This window comes from Paenibacillus sp. MDV22-iso6, from assembly GCF_058408365.1.
This window is the reverse complement of sequence record NZ_JBZVDZ010000002.1, coordinates 561,557-577,649: the sequence shown is the minus strand read 5'-3', so window position 1 is coordinate 577,649 and position 16,093 is coordinate 561,557. Positions and strand designations below refer to the sequence as shown.

The 16,093-nt window shown below is 46.4% G+C and carries 18 protein-coding genes and 1 riboswitch; of the genes, 1 reads left to right on the top strand and 17 read right to left on the bottom strand.

Features of this window, described 5'->3' with window-relative positions; genetic code table 11:
• Positions 1–2: 2 nt before the first annotated feature.
• The 15 genes from AC4PM4_RS08850 to AC4PM4_RS08780 form a co-directional block, all read right to left on the bottom strand.
• Entirely contained in the window at positions 3–515 is a 513-nt protein-coding gene (locus AC4PM4_RS08850) for an A24 family peptidase (RefSeq protein WP_491613369.1), read from the bottom strand.
• Positions 516–523: 8 nt separating this feature from the next.
• Positions 524–1,435, bottom strand: coding sequence for a TadE/TadG family type IV pilus assembly protein (locus tag AC4PM4_RS08845; protein WP_491613420.1), 912 nt, complete (start codon positions 1,433–1,435; stop codon positions 524–526).
• A gap of 185 nt (positions 1,436–1,620) precedes the next feature.
• A complete protein-coding gene (locus AC4PM4_RS08840) occupies positions 1,621–3,771 on the bottom strand; it encodes a hypothetical protein (protein WP_491613368.1) in 2,151 nt (716 codons plus the stop codon).
• 57 nt (positions 3,772–3,828) lie between these two features.
• Positions 3,829–4,506: a TadE family protein gene (locus tag AC4PM4_RS08835; RefSeq protein ID WP_491613367.1), complete on the bottom strand. Its 678-nt coding sequence runs from the start codon at positions 4,504–4,506 to the stop codon at positions 3,829–3,831.
• Positions 4,484–4,678: a Flp1 family type IVb pilin gene (locus AC4PM4_RS08830; protein WP_063564414.1), complete on the bottom strand. Its 195-nt coding sequence runs from the start codon at positions 4,676–4,678 to the stop codon at positions 4,484–4,486. Before AC4PM4_RS08830 ends, AC4PM4_RS08835 begins: the two co-directional genes overlap by 23 nt.
• A gap of 11 nt (positions 4,679–4,689) precedes the next feature.
• Positions 4,690–5,559, bottom strand: coding sequence for a type II secretion system F family protein (locus AC4PM4_RS08825; RefSeq protein WP_491613365.1), 870 nt, complete (start codon positions 5,557–5,559; stop codon positions 4,690–4,692).
• 12 nt (positions 5,560–5,571) lie between these two features.
• Positions 5,572–6,339, bottom strand: coding sequence for a type II secretion system F family protein (locus AC4PM4_RS08820; RefSeq protein WP_491613419.1), 768 nt, complete (start codon positions 6,337–6,339; stop codon positions 5,572–5,574).
• Positions 6,340–6,358: 19 nt separating this feature from the next.
• Entirely contained in the window at positions 6,359–7,663 is a 1,305-nt protein-coding gene (locus AC4PM4_RS08815; RefSeq protein WP_491613364.1) for a TadA family conjugal transfer-associated ATPase, read from the bottom strand.
• Positions 7,660–8,883, bottom strand: a complete 1,224-nt coding sequence (locus AC4PM4_RS08810) for a nucleotide-binding protein (RefSeq protein WP_491613362.1) — start codon at positions 8,881–8,883, stop codon at positions 7,660–7,662. Before AC4PM4_RS08810 ends, AC4PM4_RS08815 begins: the two co-directional genes overlap by 4 nt.
• 161 nt (positions 8,884–9,044) lie before the next feature.
• Positions 9,045–9,428 (bottom strand): VOC family protein, encoded by a 384-nt coding sequence (locus AC4PM4_RS08805; protein WP_063564418.1) that lies wholly within the window; start codon positions 9,426–9,428, stop codon positions 9,045–9,047.
• Between the two features lie 266 nt (positions 9,429–9,694).
• Complete coding sequence (locus AC4PM4_RS08800) at positions 9,695–10,558, bottom strand: DUF6612 family protein (protein ID WP_491613360.1); 864 nt, start codon at positions 10,556–10,558, stop codon at positions 9,695–9,697.
• Between the two features lie 99 nt (positions 10,559–10,657).
• A complete protein-coding gene (locus AC4PM4_RS08795) occupies positions 10,658–11,080 on the bottom strand; it encodes a thiol-disulfide oxidoreductase DCC family protein (protein WP_063564420.1) in 423 nt (140 codons plus the stop codon).
• Between the two features lie 143 nt (positions 11,081–11,223).
• Entirely contained in the window at positions 11,224–11,502 is a 279-nt protein-coding gene (locus AC4PM4_RS08790) for a hypothetical protein (RefSeq protein ID WP_024629327.1), read from the bottom strand.
• 98 nt (positions 11,503–11,600) lie between these two features.
• Positions 11,601–11,846 (bottom strand): zinc ribbon domain-containing protein, encoded by a 246-nt coding sequence (locus tag AC4PM4_RS08785; RefSeq protein ID WP_024629326.1) that lies wholly within the window; start codon positions 11,844–11,846, stop codon positions 11,601–11,603.
• A 205-nt stretch (positions 11,847–12,051) separates the two neighbouring features.
• Positions 12,052–12,471, bottom strand: a complete 420-nt coding sequence (locus AC4PM4_RS08780) for an organic hydroperoxide resistance protein (RefSeq protein WP_063564421.1) — start codon at positions 12,469–12,471, stop codon at positions 12,052–12,054.
• A 446-nt stretch (positions 12,472–12,917) separates the two neighbouring features.
• Here AC4PM4_RS08780 and AC4PM4_RS08775 point away from each other — a divergent pair, with 446 nt between their 5' ends.
• Positions 12,918–14,213, top strand: a complete 1,296-nt coding sequence (locus AC4PM4_RS08775) for an Nramp family divalent metal transporter (protein WP_063564630.1) — start codon at positions 12,918–12,920, stop codon at positions 14,211–14,213.
• Between the two features lie 140 nt (positions 14,214–14,353).
• On the opposite strand, the gene AC4PM4_RS08770 is transcribed toward AC4PM4_RS08775, so the two are convergent.
• Both AC4PM4_RS08770 and AC4PM4_RS08765 read right to left on the bottom strand, forming a co-directional pair.
• Entirely contained in the window at positions 14,354–15,046 is a 693-nt protein-coding gene (locus tag AC4PM4_RS08770) for an HAD family hydrolase (protein ID WP_269053668.1), read from the bottom strand.
• 165 nt (positions 15,047–15,211) lie between these two features.
• Positions 15,212–15,607 (bottom strand): HAD family hydrolase, encoded by a 396-nt coding sequence (locus AC4PM4_RS08765; protein WP_024629322.1) that lies wholly within the window; start codon positions 15,605–15,607, stop codon positions 15,212–15,214.
• A 120-nt stretch (positions 15,608–15,727) separates the two neighbouring features.
• Positions 15,728–15,903, bottom strand: a riboswitch (cyclic di-AMP (ydaO/yuaA leader).
• Positions 15,904–16,093: the final 190 nt, after the last annotated feature.

The window sequence follows — 16,093 nt, the reverse complement described above, 5'->3', positions numbered from 1 at the left end:
AGTTAAATCATGTAGATATAGGCGCTAATGAATCCTGGCAATACGGCCAGCATAAAAGGAAACTTCAATGTCTTTTCCTGATTGACCAGCTTGAGCGAACCGAGCATGAAGAAACCGGCAAGATTTCCTGCCATCCCGCGAATCCGCTTCGCAGAATCCCTTCGGAACAATAGAATGACTAATCCAATTGCCCCTGCGTACAAAACGGAGTAAATAATAACGTGAACGCCAAAGGCCAGTCCTGTCCAAGCTCCAATTCCTCCAAACAATTTCACATCTCCTGCACCCACTGCCCCGATTAGATACATTAGAAATAAGACACCAAACCCCATCCCAAATCCGGCTGCGGAGAACAGAAACCCCTCCCAACCTCCCCAGATAATATGGACCAGCACTCCAGCGACAGTCACTGGTAAAGTTAAACGATTTGGAATTTTCATCGAACGAACATCTGTAACAAAAGCTGCAATCACATACAGACCACAGGCCAGGTAAAACCACTCCACCTCCACCATCTCCTTCCTTATTTTCTGGAAGCCACATTAAACTCGGTCACCGTCTTGGCACCATCCGCAGTCTCTACAACAAATGTCCATGTGCCTTCCGTTGTACGTGTACCAACAAACCAGTTCCACTCAATCACACCATTTTCGTCAGCAGTCGCCCACCCGATATGCTTGGCTGAACTTTCACCGGACTTGTAAAATATGGTCAAGTTCGCTGTGGCTCCGGGCTCTACTTTGACCTTAATTGTTGCATTGTTGCCTATGTATGCTGGCTCCGGCTTGGATAACACGGTTACTGTTCCTGCAGAATCGGCGTCTCCCCCACTACTGTTGGAGCCTTCTCCGGTATCTCCAATCCATACCCGTTCTGCCGCAGCCGCTTGAATGCGTAAAGACTTCCCTAGAAAGGGAACTTTAACAGGCAATTCATAGCTCAATTCAAGCCTGAAGTAAGGATTCGTTTTATTTTTGAGATCAGGTATGGAAACACCGTTAACATGCACACGCTCTACATTCAGTACAGAAGTATTAATAAAAGGCTCAAGCAGCGGTTTAACGGTAGGATCAAGTACTGTCTCAAGAACGGATGTCTTCACCTCCTGTAACGGTTGTTCACCCCTGGCAGCAGCTGCACGTACCCAATCACTTAGCGGCTCTGGCAGTGAAGAGGCGTACTCTTCGGCCCATTCCGTCAGTGACAACTCCGGTATTTTCCACCCACCCTCCGAACCTTCACCACCTGCGGAATCAGAGGGGCTGAATACAAGGGAGACCGGATATATTTTCGTGGATAACTGCTTTACTGCCTCTCCTGCCGTGCTCTGCAATGCTGTTGATACCAACGTCATCTGTACGATGTAAATGAGGAACATGACAAAGAACAGGAATACAGGTAAAACCAGTGAGGCTTCCAAAACGATGCTGCCCATTTCCTTTTCTGATGAACCCGTCTTTTTTGGAAAACGCACTTTCGAAATAGAATGTATTTGCTCAGTCAGAAACTTCATTCTTTCCAGTCTACGCACTCGTGTAAGTCGACTCTGTAATCGTGCCAATATTTTTTCCTGCTGATGCTGCTTATCCATAATCCCTCCACCGAAACGATCCAGATTACTCAATAGGAATAATCGGCCTTTCGATCAATGAAAAATCGCCCATCTTCTACCTGATCTTCACTACCCATGACAGCGCCTATACTTCTTGTGACGCCTGGTAAAAACCACAATTTAATACTGCTGCGCATGTTTCCTGAAGCGTATGTCTGCTTCTCATCCGGATTCACGCCGGTATTCAATCGGATCAAAGCCAACATTCTGGACATTTTGCGTTCATTGTTGCTATGCATTAATAGGAACAAACGCAGATGGTCCCTGTATGTAAGCTTGACTTTGATATATTTGGACAATTCCACACTACCTTCTTTAGCCAGTTTCACCATATCTGCTATAGCGTTTGTAATTCCGTATAAAATTGCAGCAGATAATACAAGTAGTGGATTCCCAAGCTTGCTATTCTCAATTAGTCCTTCTGCAGTTCGAATCGCCAGACGCATGCCAAAGATCTCCGCATACGCAGCGGCAATGTTCCCCGAAGGATTATGAAAACCATATACGATGTACTCCAATTCCTGATTTTGCAGTTTGAACACTTCACCAGCATCTCCACTGCCTTCAGTCCAGCCCAACAATTGCCCAAAATCCATGGAGTTGAAATACGCCAGTGCATACTCATTCTGGAACAACTCATCGCCAAAACTATCCAGCAAATTAGACATTCCTCCGAACAAACTGTCCATTCCGTTCATTGCGTCACCACCGGAGTCATACGGATCTCCAGCAATCTCTGCCTTCTTGGCTTCTTCACGGCTCGCTTGGTTAAAAGCGATGTTGGCGTTGTAGTACTCCTCCAATTGTTTGAAGGCTTCCATGGAGCCGGAGCTCCCCTTTTCGATTTGTGACAATATGCGTTTAACTTCCTTCAACTTCCCTTTGGATTCCTTATCATTCGCTTTGCGCTGGGCATCAGATCCGCGACCGCTCTCCAACAGCTGTTTGCTTTGGAGAATAACATTGGAGGGACCACTTCTTACATAAGTGTCCATGTATCGTTCCGTGACCTGACTAGCCTGTCTAACCCCTGGTTTAATGGAAACACCACTCATTACCGTAACAGTGCGAAGCTGCGTATTAAGCTCCATACTGTCATTTCTGACATTGGTGAAATCCGAATTTTGTGAGCGTACATGTGCATTTAACTGATCAAACAGCGTGTCAGCTCTTACAAGTTCCGAAGCAAGGGAGCGTGTACTCTTGGCTTCACTTCCCGATCCGGTAGACGGAGGGCTCGTCCCAGGCAGCGTTGAGTTGCCTACGTTTTCATAACTGGCATTCTGTGAACGGTTCTCCCCTTCAGCGATTACCCGCTTCATTTCCTCATTGATCTTGCGAGCTTCTTCAATCTTAGCTTGGGCTTCCTCCAATTTTGTCTGGTGAGCCTGCAATGCTGGTTGTATGATCGTGCTTATACCTGTCGCCACATTCCCTACACCTGTCCGATAACGAGCTAGCTCTAGCATGTACTGTTGCTGGTTAAATGGCAGCCCTTCATCCATTTGTTTTTTGTTAAGATAATCCGCATAACGCGCCGCTGCTTCGGCAGCTGTCTCTGGCGTCTCTCTTAACATCTCATCGTAAATGGCAGAGGAGGGCGGATTCATGATCAGTGCAGGCAGACCCTTCAGCTTATCGGCGGATTCCGTCTGATTGGCTATTGCTTCGTCCAGCAATTCCTCACGTTTGTCATACAGTTTTTGCAATTTTTTGAGCAGATCCACGGTATGAGCAGCTTCTTTCATCTCTTCTGACATCGGCTTAAAACGGTTGACCACTTCCAGGGTAAAATCAACCGGCGCACGATATTTCATATCCTCCTGGATCTGGCGATTAAAAATATCGTATCTGCCCAGTTCACGCTCCATGCTTAGTGAAGTCGTATCCCATTGGATATCCAGAATGGGAAACCCATCTTTCACAGCCGAGGGCTTCACACTATCATTCAGCACCTTGGCCATAATGGAGTCACCACTGCTGTCACCGTATCCAAATAGACCATACTCCCGCAAGGAAGTATCGTAGGCTGACATCACAGATCTCATCGCTGCATGCGTCATTCGTTCTGCCTGTACTTTGAAAGCAGCAATACGTGCATAATCAATGAAAATGGAAACAAACATAAAGATTCCAGCCAAAATCAAGATCAAGAACACGGTTACGGCTCCAGATTCACCGTCTTTTTTTCTGAACAGTGCTTCCTCCTCCTTTCCTCATTTTTTGGTTTTGCCAAAATGCTGTACAACCTGTCCCGCTTCAGCGGCAGTACTGGCTGCGGCTCCGCCCTTGCCTTTAAACTTGGCTGCATAATAACGGACCAGATCCACCGTTCGGATGAATTCCGTCGGCTCTACAACTGCAGATGAACCTTGTGTTAGTACACTGTTACCTGAATCAAATAAAAAAGAAGGCAACGGTAAAGAAATCACCTGCTCCAGCTTAGTCGTTACTTTTCGCTGGATCAGCGAGTTCTGATATTCAATTGTCCCGTTCATGCCAGAGGGCATACCTTGTGCCGCTTGGGACAGTTTCTTTTCCGATAGACTTCCGCCTTCCCCTGCGGGTACTGACACAATAACCTCATTGTCCGCTCCCACCCAACCAAACAGTGCTCCGAGCAATCGATCATCGGTCAGTCTCCAGTACAAGTTGTCATGTTCCCCAGCAACAACTTCTCCTGTCATCGCCTGCTTGTGGCTGTTATCCCAGCTGTAGGCGGCACGTTCAGAAGCTGCATACGCATGCTGGTTCAGAAATGTTTTCTGATACATGTACATGGAGAAAAATAAAAGTATCACGAGAATAAACAACACAATAGGGAAGACCAGGGAGGCTTCAATGGTGAAGCTCCCTTCTTCCTTTTTCAATTTACTTACCCGGGAAAAATTCATTGCTTTTCGTGTCCACTTTACTAAGCAGGCTCGTAATTAATGCTGTTATTTGATTTTTGAATATTAATGCAATAATGATAATTACGCCGATAATCAGAATCAGCTCCAACGTACCCAGCCCGTCCTCTTCCTTCCAAAGTCCAATTACTTTGCTTTTCATTAATTCCAGCATCCCAATTCCTCCTACATATTCATCATCATAAAAGCAGGTGCCCCGATCATCACCACAATCGAAAAAAAGATCAGTACCATCGGAAACACCAATTTGGAAGAAGCCTGTTCTCCCTTAGCCCGACTAACGGCCTTGCGTTTCTCCCACAGCACATGGGACAGATCACGCAGCGCCAATACAAAGTCACCTCCCCCTCGCCGGAAATTCAGCAGCACTGTTGTTGTAAAAATCGTCACTTCCTGTACACCACAGCGGCGGCTGAACTGTTCAAAGGATTGTTGAAACGAGTATCCGTTGTTCCAATCCCCGACCGTCTTTCGCAGCTCATTATAGAGGGGATGATTCCGTTCTCCCTGACTGGCTACACAGTGAACAATGGCACGCTGCACCGTTTCTCCCGCACCAACTAGCAGAACAATTCGGTTCAATAACTCCGGCAGCTCCATGAGTATGTCCTGATCTCTTCGCTGTACTTTGGTGTTAAGATCTTTGTAGAGCGCAAAGGGCAGTGCAGCACCGAGTGCCAATCCACCTACCATACCCCCAAGCCCCATGTCCCCAACGACCGCCAAAAGGCAGCCTACGAGCAACATCAGCCACGAATAAGTCAGCATCTCAGCACAGTAGAGCATCGTTTTCTCTCCACTATGCTGTATGCCATACATTTTCTGAATGGCATGCTGCATACGGAACATGAGCACAGGCAATCTGCGGCCCACCTCGAACTTGTCCAGTAAAAACAAAAAGGGGCCATGCAGCTTCTTCAGACGTATTCCTTCCATATCCAGTTTGCGCAAATGTCGGTAGGTCTGCCCTCGCGTTCGATCAAGCACCAGCCACCCTGCTCCGAGCACCCCTCCGAAAATAACGGGAAGCAGCATCGTGTCAGCTCCTTATACTTTGATATCCATAATGCGTGTAATCCACAAATAACAGCAGGCAAGTAACGCCAATGCCCCGCTGGAGATCATATATCCCATCCCGCTGTATAACGGCTCCATAAAATCCTTGGCCGTAAAGTTTAGAAAAATCAGAAAAACAAATGGAGCGGCAAACATCACTTTAGATTCAAACTTCTTCTGTGCCACCGCTACCATGATGTCCTGCTGAATATCCAGCTTCTCACCAATTACCGCCGAGGTTCGCCTTACCACTTCGACCAGATCTCCACCCGTTCGCTTACATGTGATGAACACATCGGCAAAGTTTGTGATATCCTCAATTTTGGCCCGATCCGAGAAGTTTTGCAGCGCCTCTTCAATGGGCTGACCATATTCCATCCGCGTCCTCAGAATGGTGAATTCACGAATGAGATCTGTATCCGCCTCAGGATTGAGCATGCGCAGATCCTCCACTGATTCCTTAAAACCGTTCTCTACTGATTTTCCCGCAGCCAGCGCAGAGGACAACGCATATAATGCCTGCTTAAAATGTAAACTGAGAGTCATTCTTCTTCGTTCCAGCAGTACTTTTGTCCAGTGTTTTGGTACCCATATACACCCCGCAGCCAATATCAGTCCGGCCAACCACTGATGATAGAACAGAATACCGACACCAAAGAACAACAAACCACTAATCAGCATGCAGACAATCCGCTGTCTTCGAGATAGCGTATATACGGTGTAGTCCGTTAACGCTTGTCTGGCCTCACCCAACTTCATCACCTACCAATAAAATCGACTATTTCACGTTGTTATCCGATCCATTCAACTCATCACTATTGCGTTCTATGTACTCGTTCAACCATTCCGCTAGCCCAGCCATCTGAATTTTATCCACTTGTCTCAGTGTTCCAACTTGCACGAGTCCGCCAATAATCTTGCCTTCTTTTTCTTCGATTTCCTGGAAACGAAACAGTGGATTGAGCAGTACTTCTCCGTCCTGCATGCCAATCACTTCGCTAATCTCGGTCACCCGACGTGAACGATCACGCAGCCGGGATAAATGTACAAAGATATCAATGGCCGAGCTGATCTGCTGCCGGACAACCGCAATGGGAAGATCCGCTCCGCTGAGCACCATGGTCTCCAATCTGCTGATCATATCGGAGATCGTATTGGCGTGACCCGTGGACAACGAGCCATCATGTCCAGTGTTCATGGCCTGCAACATATCCAGCGCTTCTGCCCCCCGCACCTCACCAATGACAATTCGATTTGGACGCATCCGCAAGGATGACTTGATCAGATCACGAATAGATATTTGCCCCTTGCCTTCGGTATTGGCATTACGCGTCTCCAGCGATACCAGATTGGGTACCGTGACAATCTGTAATTCAGCAGAGTCCTCAATCGTGATGATCCGTTCATCCGCCGGGATAAACTGAGATAATGCATTTAGGAAAGTAGTTTTCCCCGACCCGGTTCCGCCGCCGATAAAAATATTGTATTTGCTGCGTACCAACTGCTGCAGCAATTCTGCCGCTTTCTCATGCAGGGCACCTTTACCAATCAGATCGGACATCCTCATCGGTTCACTTGGGAATTTCCGAATCGTCATAGTCGGACCCTTCAATGCAATAGGAGGCAACACGATATTGACCCGAGAGCCGTCTTTCAACCGCGCATCCACGATTGGAGAAGACTCATTCACAATCCGGTTCACCCCGGATACAATCATCTGGATAATGTCTTCCAGTCGTTCCCTGGACTCGAACTCCAGCGTGATCTGTCTGACTTCACCTTCCTGTTCAACGAAAATCTCCCGGTGGCTGTTAATCATAATCTCCGTAATTTCGGGATGATCCACCAAGGGTTGCAGAATATCCAGCCCTCGAAAGGAGTCGAATAACCGTTGTACCAGCGTATGACGCTCCCCGGAGGTCAGATCATCCAGTTTCGGGTCAGAGAGCACTTTACGCTCAATTCCCTGCCACAGTTCTTCGTCTCCCGCAGACGACGTTAAATCGAGGCCAGCCCTAACCTCGCGACGCATGATCTGAAACTGCTCTTCACGGCCCAGTATCATCTTGGATGAATCCGTCATAGTGACCAACCATCACCCTTCTGGATTCGTCCTGTCTGCTTCAGTTCTTCTTCCCCATCCTGTAGGATCAGGGCGCATAGTCTCTTCACTTCGCGTTGAAAGATCGGTGAGCTGAGCATCACTTCCTCCTGGCTTAGCTGCTTCCAGGAAGGGATATACGGCAGTACAGCATCCAGATGCAGATCAGGTCTTGGCAAGGCATTGATGACGCTGTCCCGATACTTGTTGACAATGAAGCGGGCACGATCCAGTACACTTTCATGCAGATCCGGCCACGTACGCTCCATATGCTGCATCCATTGATCCCAGCGGTGCATGGAAGAGATGTCATCCTCAACCAGCCACACGAACACACCTGCAGCATCGAAAATCCCCTCACTGCGTCCATCCCAACCTGAGTCCCCATCGAGAATGAGCACATCATATTGCCCACAGTCAGCCAAATAACGGATCAGACTCTTCGTATCTTCACGGGACATTTGCAGCAATTCCTTCCGATTCGATAACGGCCAGAATACATCCGACTTTAGCGCTTCGTGACGAAGCACGTATCCATCCACCCCTTTGGAGGAAGACTGCACTTGTCCCTGTTTGCCTGATTCTTTCCTGCCCACCTTCAAATCGTATAGCAGACGTGAAAGCCCTGTTTCTGCATCAGTTATACGTTGCCCACTTCTAGACATACCCTTCTCCAGAAATGGCATTGAGCTATCCAGCGTCTCCAGATTGAGATACAGAACAGCATATCCTGCAAGCCCCAGTTGCTTCGCCATATGCATCGCCACCGCCGTTTTGCCACTCCCGCCGGAAGCTGATACAACTCCAATAGAAAGTGTCTCCTGTCCTGGACGATGGGTTTTCTTCCGACGCGGCTGCCGACAAGCATTAAGAACAGCATCCATCAGCGTAGGCAATGGTTGATATTTCATCAGCCGTTTATCCTCATCCACCTCATCTAATCCTTCACTAAGCATCAACCATGGAATACCCGAGGTTTCGCCACCGTGACTCAGCCAGCTGTTCAGAAATTCCGGTTCCGCAATCACCAGGTCCGGCAGTTCCCTGCCTTCCTGTTCGTTCATGTGATCCCTGAACGCTTCCCATTGTGAAAAGGCGGTAAATCGTATACTGGAGCCGGACGGGCTGCCTTGTACAAAATCAAGCCAGGCGCTGATATACTCTCTGTCTTTAGAAGCCAGCACTGCCTTAAGAACAATCAATTCTTCTCCCCTCCCTGCAAAAAAAAGCACAAAAAAGCACCGTCCAATAACCGCAAAAATATGCAGTGTATGGACGGTGCTTCCGTCACGTGCTATGAATGTATGGATAATATAGCATACAATTTCTGGAGGAGCAAGGGATTTATTCAAACGCAAATCATTCAAGAATGATAAGGGGCATCGAACTCAATAATATTGCGGTCAGGATCAAGTACAAAAATCTGTGCAAACCCGGCAACACTATCTGGTCTTGCCTCATATTCAATTCCCTGCTGTTCCAGCCAGGCCAAAGTCTCTCTGTAGCTCTTCACCCAGATCGCAAAATGTCCATCTGTTGTATCGATGCCAGCCTCACGAAGCGTATGTCCCTGCGGATGCTGTAATAGATGAAGCTGCTGACTACCAAGGGCATACCAAGTGCCTGTGGAGTTGAAAGGCGGACGTTCAATCTCCTGCATACGGAGCAAACCGGAATAGAATTTCTTCGCAACTTCCAAATCACGTACAGCCAAACTCACATGGTGTATATGTGCATATTCAATCATTTCTTTTGACCTCCTGCCTGAAATAGCCTTCCTTCAACTTCCCATCAACTCTAAATTTAATCGCTTACACGACTATACTATAACACCTTGGACTCTGACCACAACGCATACAAAAAAAGAAAAACACCCCTGATTGAATTCAGCGAACCTGTCGGTTCACACAAATTCATATCAGAAGTGCCTTCTCCAGAAGATCCACATCATAAGCAACTTTACCAGGTTAACTTCTCATCAGAGAGAATCACACCCGCTTAGCCTTGCGCTTATTATTTAGCACTATCCAATGCTTCTTGCGGGATTTTAATCTCTTTCACGCCATTATGGTTAGAGAACGTGCTGGTCATCTTCATGTCCATCGAGATTTTCTGTCCTTCCTGCTCCATATTCATAACCATGTTGACATCCGTACTTGCAGGCAGGTAGGTTTCTTTGTTGATTATATATTTCATTTTCATGCTGGTAATATTCATTTGATCAAGCATCGCTTGAGTTTGGGCATCCGATCCATTTTGCTCCATAACCGCTTTGGCCAGTTCCTTCACGTTATCACCGGATACGTCAGCGTTAATGACGTAGTTGTCGCCTTCTTCCGTAATTTTGGTGTCTTCGGCAATCTTTTTGAATTGCTCCAGCTCACCTTCCGGATTCATGCTTGCCTGCATCTGCTCAATCAGTGGTTTCGTTTGCTCGTCAGGAATTTTGACCCACTGGTTCCCCACCTGCGAATAAATCTTATCCGAAGTGATGTACTGCTTCACATTCTGCGCTTCCTGTCCGGACATTTCCATTTTCATCTCCTGATAGATCATCATCGGATCTTTGATGATATCCATCTTCAGTGATGTTTTCACCTGTTGATCCTGGGACTGCTCACCAGCCACCAGTTTCAAATTTTGATCGATATTGGCTTCCGTAGTGAAGCTTTTCATATCTTTAGTAGCTGCATTCGTTTTCTCAATTAACTCGTCCAATGTAGGGATCTTTGTCTCCTGCTCCGCAGTTGTATTCCCCTCGTTAGACGTTTCGTTTCCAGCTGGCGGCGTTGCTGTACTGTTATCTGCATCGCTACTGCAAGCTGTCATGCTTACTGCTAATAATGCCCCAATAATTAATGTAGTCCACTTCTTCAAGTTATTTGCCTCCCAAAATAGAGTTGATCCGTACTCATTACCCAATTATTTCCGTTATTAATCAATCGTCACCGATAAAATATGTCACACTTCAGCCTTTCAAAGGAATCGATCCTTAATTTCAGGTGTAGGCAGCATGCACGCTTCATCTTTACCGAACCAGCGATATCGGTTGCGAGCTACAGTGTTATATATGGCATTTCGAATAAATTTCGGTACAATAATCAACACGTACAATAATGGATAAGGGAATTTCAAACCTTTGGCCAGACGCAGCGCTGCGGTTGAACGTGTATAATATTTTCCATCCTCAATGAGTACAAAAGTATCCATGCTGTCCGTGGACAGATTGCCCTTCTCCAGCAATTTTTTCGCTACATCCGATTGGAGTGATGCAAAATGATATTTCCCCTCAGGGTCACGCTTGATAATCCACTTCGTTAATCCTTGGCAGAAATGACAGACTCCGTCCACAAGCACAATCGGGTGTCCCTGATGCTGATCCGTTTGATTTACTGTCATAATCGCGGCCTCCTCATGTGTGCTATTAGCATAACTTACCCGTTTTGAGTCATCTCGGTCGCTTTTTCACATTTTATTTAAGTATAACGGAAAATAGAAAAAGAGCGCAGGCTCTATGCCCACGCTCGTATCTGTTTTGGCAATTACTCGGCAATTGCCTTTTCCATCCATTGGTCGTCGATCATCTGTTGGTGCAGGTCACCAGCCCACTGGTCCATGCATTTGCAAATGAAATCTTTGCGACATACCGGACAAGGTGTTTTCTGTAGACGGCTGATATTGGTCAGCTTCCATTCCGGGGAATGGGAGTAGAATACACGGCATTGTGTACCGTCTACCAATTTCATTTTAAATTCATACAATCCGTCTTCCTTGTTGCCACTAGCTAATTCTAAATTTGCAATACGCGGTCTATAAGACATGGATATCACCTGTTAATTCAAATTTGGTTCATGCATTGACACTTCTTAGTACTAAATCATATTAAAGAAATTTTAGTTCGATGTCAACTCACGCACATTTACCCACCAAATAGAATATCAAGAATGGTACCCACCTGACCCTGTTTTTTCCCTTTCAACACATCCGGATCGAATACTTCTACATATCCACAGGAAGAACAGGCGACGAAGAGATAATGATTGTGCTGAATATCAAACATTTTGCTAAGTCCTGCTCCTGACATGGATACTTCCTTAATATTGCAATCCGTACCCCTGCATTTGGTACATACAAATCGTCGTTCTATCATCTCTTCAATACTCATTGTCGTTCCCCCTTATTCGAATGTATAACTTCAAGCAAGAGTAGATTATGTAAAATAGTACGCTGTTCAACATGCAATCTCCTGCATCTCATCTGTATTATAAAATACAAAACCCTGCCGAAGGCCAGCAGGGTCTTGTACTCGAACATCAGGTATCCAAAGATACCCTGCTCTATATGTTCCCTTTACTCCTACGAGTCAGGTCTTAAACTACATTAAGTACCACATCAATATTGCCGCGTGTTGCTTTGGAGTAAGGACAGAAATCATGTGCCTTGCGTGCAAGATCCTCTGCTTGACTGTGATCCACGCCAGGCATGCTCACATCCAAACGTACAGACAGTTGGAAACCATCATCTGCCGGATCTTTGCCGATGGATACATTACTTGTGACCACCACATTCTCCAATTTCACGCCTGCTTTGCGTGCCACATTGGCAAGAGCACTTTCATAACATGCACCGTATCCCGCTGCAAAGAGCTGCTCAGGATTGGTTCCTTCACCACCGGAGCCTCCAAGTTCTTTTGGCATTTTCAGATCATGCTTGAGCACGCCATCCGAAGAAGCCACCGAACCTGTACGTCCACCTTTAACTGTCGCTGTTGCTGTATATAAAGCTTCCATTAAGAATCTCTCCTTCACCTTTAAGTTTTTTGTTGCCTACAATTCAATTTAAACTTCTGGCTCATTTTGAAACGTTGTTGCTCCTTATTCAGCTTTTACATCTTTATCTTTTTCATGCATTGGGGATGAACACAGGTAATTTATCCAGGGTTGGGTAATATACTAAGGCACAATTCACTCTCCGGTAAATTTTGTCCTCATACACAAAAGTTGCACTAGACAAAAATAATTGAAGGAGTACAATGTAAGTATCAACATAAACGTTTAGACATATTTGAAGTCGTTTAATTACGCTTTTAAGATTTTGGTTTCAATGTTCCAATTTAATCAAAGGAATGACACCGTTCCTCTTCATATAGAATATCAATACTTCAAAGTCGGGTGATTATATTATGAGTAAAAAAAATCCGTTCAACACTCCTTCAAATGAGCCATTGGCTGCGGGCATGGCCCCATCTCTCGGGGAAGCCCACAGCTCCATGAAGGTGCCTCAGAACGCTGCTTGGTGGAAAAAGTTCCTTGCTTTTGTTGGACCGGGTTACCTCGTTGCCGTTGGATATATGGATCCTGGGAACTGGGCAACGGATATTGCGGGTGGTTCACAATTCGGTTATACGTTATTGTCCGTTATTCTGATTTCGAACTTAATGGCAGTTGTGTTACAGTCTCTCGCTGGCAAGCTCGGGATTGTCACAGGACGGGATTTGGCGCAAGCCTGCCGCGAACGATTTAGCATGCCTGTTGTAATCGTGTTATGGATTTTGTGTGAGCTTGCGATTGCAGCCACCGACCTTGCCGAGGTTATTGGTTCAGCCATCGCGCTCAAGCTGCTGTTCAACATCCCCATGTTATACGGCGTCATTATTACCGCTGTCGATGTACTGGTCATTCTTTTGCTGCAAAATAAAGGCTTTCGCGCATTGGAATCCCTCGTAATTGTACTGATGGCTACCATCGCCCTCTGCTTCGGGATTGACCTGTTTCTCGCTAAACCGGATATGGGTGGCGTCATGCATGGTTTCGTACCGAATGTTGAGATTTTGCAAAATCCGGCTATGCTCTACATCGCCATCGGGATTATCGGTGCAACCGTGATGCCCCATAATCTGTATCTGCATTCTTCCATTGTGCAGACCCGTCAGATTGAACAGACGCCAAAAGGAAAAAAAGAAGCGATTCTGTATTCCACCATGGATTCAACCATCGCTTTAACGCTAGCTCTGTTCATTAATGCAGCCATCCTGATTGTGTCTGCTGCCGTGTTTCATAGTGCGGGTATGACCCAGGTGGCGGAAATTACAGATGCTTACCATCTGTTGACACCTCTGCTGGGAACCACCATCGCCAGCATCCTGTTCGGTGTAGCCCTGCTGGCTTCAGGCCAAAACTCAACACTCACCGGCACGTTGTCCGGACAGATTGTAATGGAAGGCTTCCTGAACATTCGTATTCCAGCGTGGCTTCGTCGACTGGTTACACGTCTGATCGCTATCATCCCGGCCGTCATCGTAACAGCCATTGCTGGAGAGCACGGAACAGAAGAACTGTTGATTCTTAGCCAGGTTGTGCTGTCTCTGCAGCTACCCTTTGCCGTCATTCCGCTGGTAATGTTTACGAGTGACAAAAAAAGCATGGGGGCTTTTGCCAACAAGCTGTGGCTCAAAATCATCTCCTGGATCATTGCCGGAGTTATCGTTGTCCTGAATGTGTATCTGATTATCCAGACCATTCTGTTGTTCTAGGTTAAACGGAATTACGCCGTATTTTGTCTAACTCAAAAAGGCTGATCAACTCAAGTAACGTACCCCTTGAGACGATCAGCCTTTTATATGTTAGAGCAGCAGCCTAATTATACCGAATAGTTCATAAATACTGCTCTTATTTAGTTGTCTGAATTTTGAGTTACCATTAACAAAGGAAGAAGTTGCTCCAGTGATTCAATAGTCCAGTCTGGACGCTCTGCATCCGCAAGCTCCGGCTGGAATCTGCCATAACCCTGCAAAATCCGGATCGTGTGCATACCCAGCTTCTTAGCCGGAATAATATCATTATCAATCCTGTCGCCGATCATGACCGCTTCCTCAGGTTTGCATCCCGCCTGTTTCAACGCTACAGCATACAATTCAGGATCAGGCTTGGACACTCCTTCTTCAGCCGAACAGGCCAGCACATCCACATACTTGCGCAAGCCGTAGCTATCCAGCCGATTTTCCGTCCCCGGACTCTGATTGGCAATGATACCAATCTTATAGTGTTGCGACAACGTCTGGAGAACAGCGTCGGCTGACGCGAAGGGGCGCTCAAGCTCTTTGCGGAACTTCAGCTTCTCCTGTATCTGTTCCCGGTGCCCCTCGTCGCTGATAAGGGTACGAATAGCCAATTTCATCGGCCATTGCTCGTAATTTCGGTAGGAGGCGGCAAATAGTTCTCGCACCGTCTGCATCTCCACCTGATAACCAAGCGCACAAGCTTCACGAACGAACTGACCGATAATATCATCTACCGGCTCCCATTCGTCCACGAGCGTATCCCCCACATCAAAGAACAACCATTGTATTCCACGTACATCCGGCACGCCTATTCCTCCTCGTTAGCCACAGGAAATCCATATCCCTATTTCCCAAACCATAAAAAAGAAGACCCACCAACATGCATGAGTCTCCTCAAGTTTCCGTTTATTTATGATTTCAATTATAACAGGCAGCTGGCACTGGATCAATCACAGGAATAGTACTAGCCACTAGCCATTCAGTAGAAACCCAACTTCCCCATTCAAGGAATATACAATACGGTCTGCTCCCATTCCCCGATAGATCCCTTTGGGGTGGCTTTGTTCCGTAATGACACACAGGGACTTGGATGTCCAGGAGCGGCAGATCTGTAAATATCGACAGGTCAGGTTTAGGCTATTTTCAAAAATAAAAACATTGCCGACACTACCTTGCGGCAAAAACCATTTCTGAGCAGCAGCTGTGTTCATGCGAATGACATGCTCCACACCAATCCTCCGGAGCCTGCGCTCTTCCCCTGCACTGTTGGTCAGAACGGCAAACGGCATTTTTTTGTACATCAGCAATTTGATAAATTTACGTCCTGCTTCATTTGGAGCAGTCACTAAGATCATCTCTTTATCCATCATTCGTTCCTCCCTTGGCGTGAAAAGACAACAAAAAAGAAGCGTGGGGGACCAAGGCCTCCCGGACGCTTCTTCAATAATCCATAGCAAAAAGACACTATGAACCAGCGTACGGCTTGTTGCCTCTCCCTTTAACGCTTACGAGGTTAGCTGACGGATTCGGGCGCGAGAGTCGCCCTATTTCCGGCTGTCACCGGAAAATTCACCCCATGGATGCCTACTGTCCTGGACAGTTCATCCTGTTGGTTCCCCCGTTTCCCACCCATGAATGAATGGAAACTCAGCGATTAAAACATCGTTCTTTTATAATCATTAATCAGAGCGATATTATCGTTTGTTTCGTTTTTCATGTAAAATTTAATTTAAATTGGAATTACGATATGAATCATACACCCGTGCCATATTGGTGTAAAGTCTGCGCAGATCACCGAATCGACGGATTTTTGCCATTACACATCAATAATAGCGCTTACAACGTATCCATTC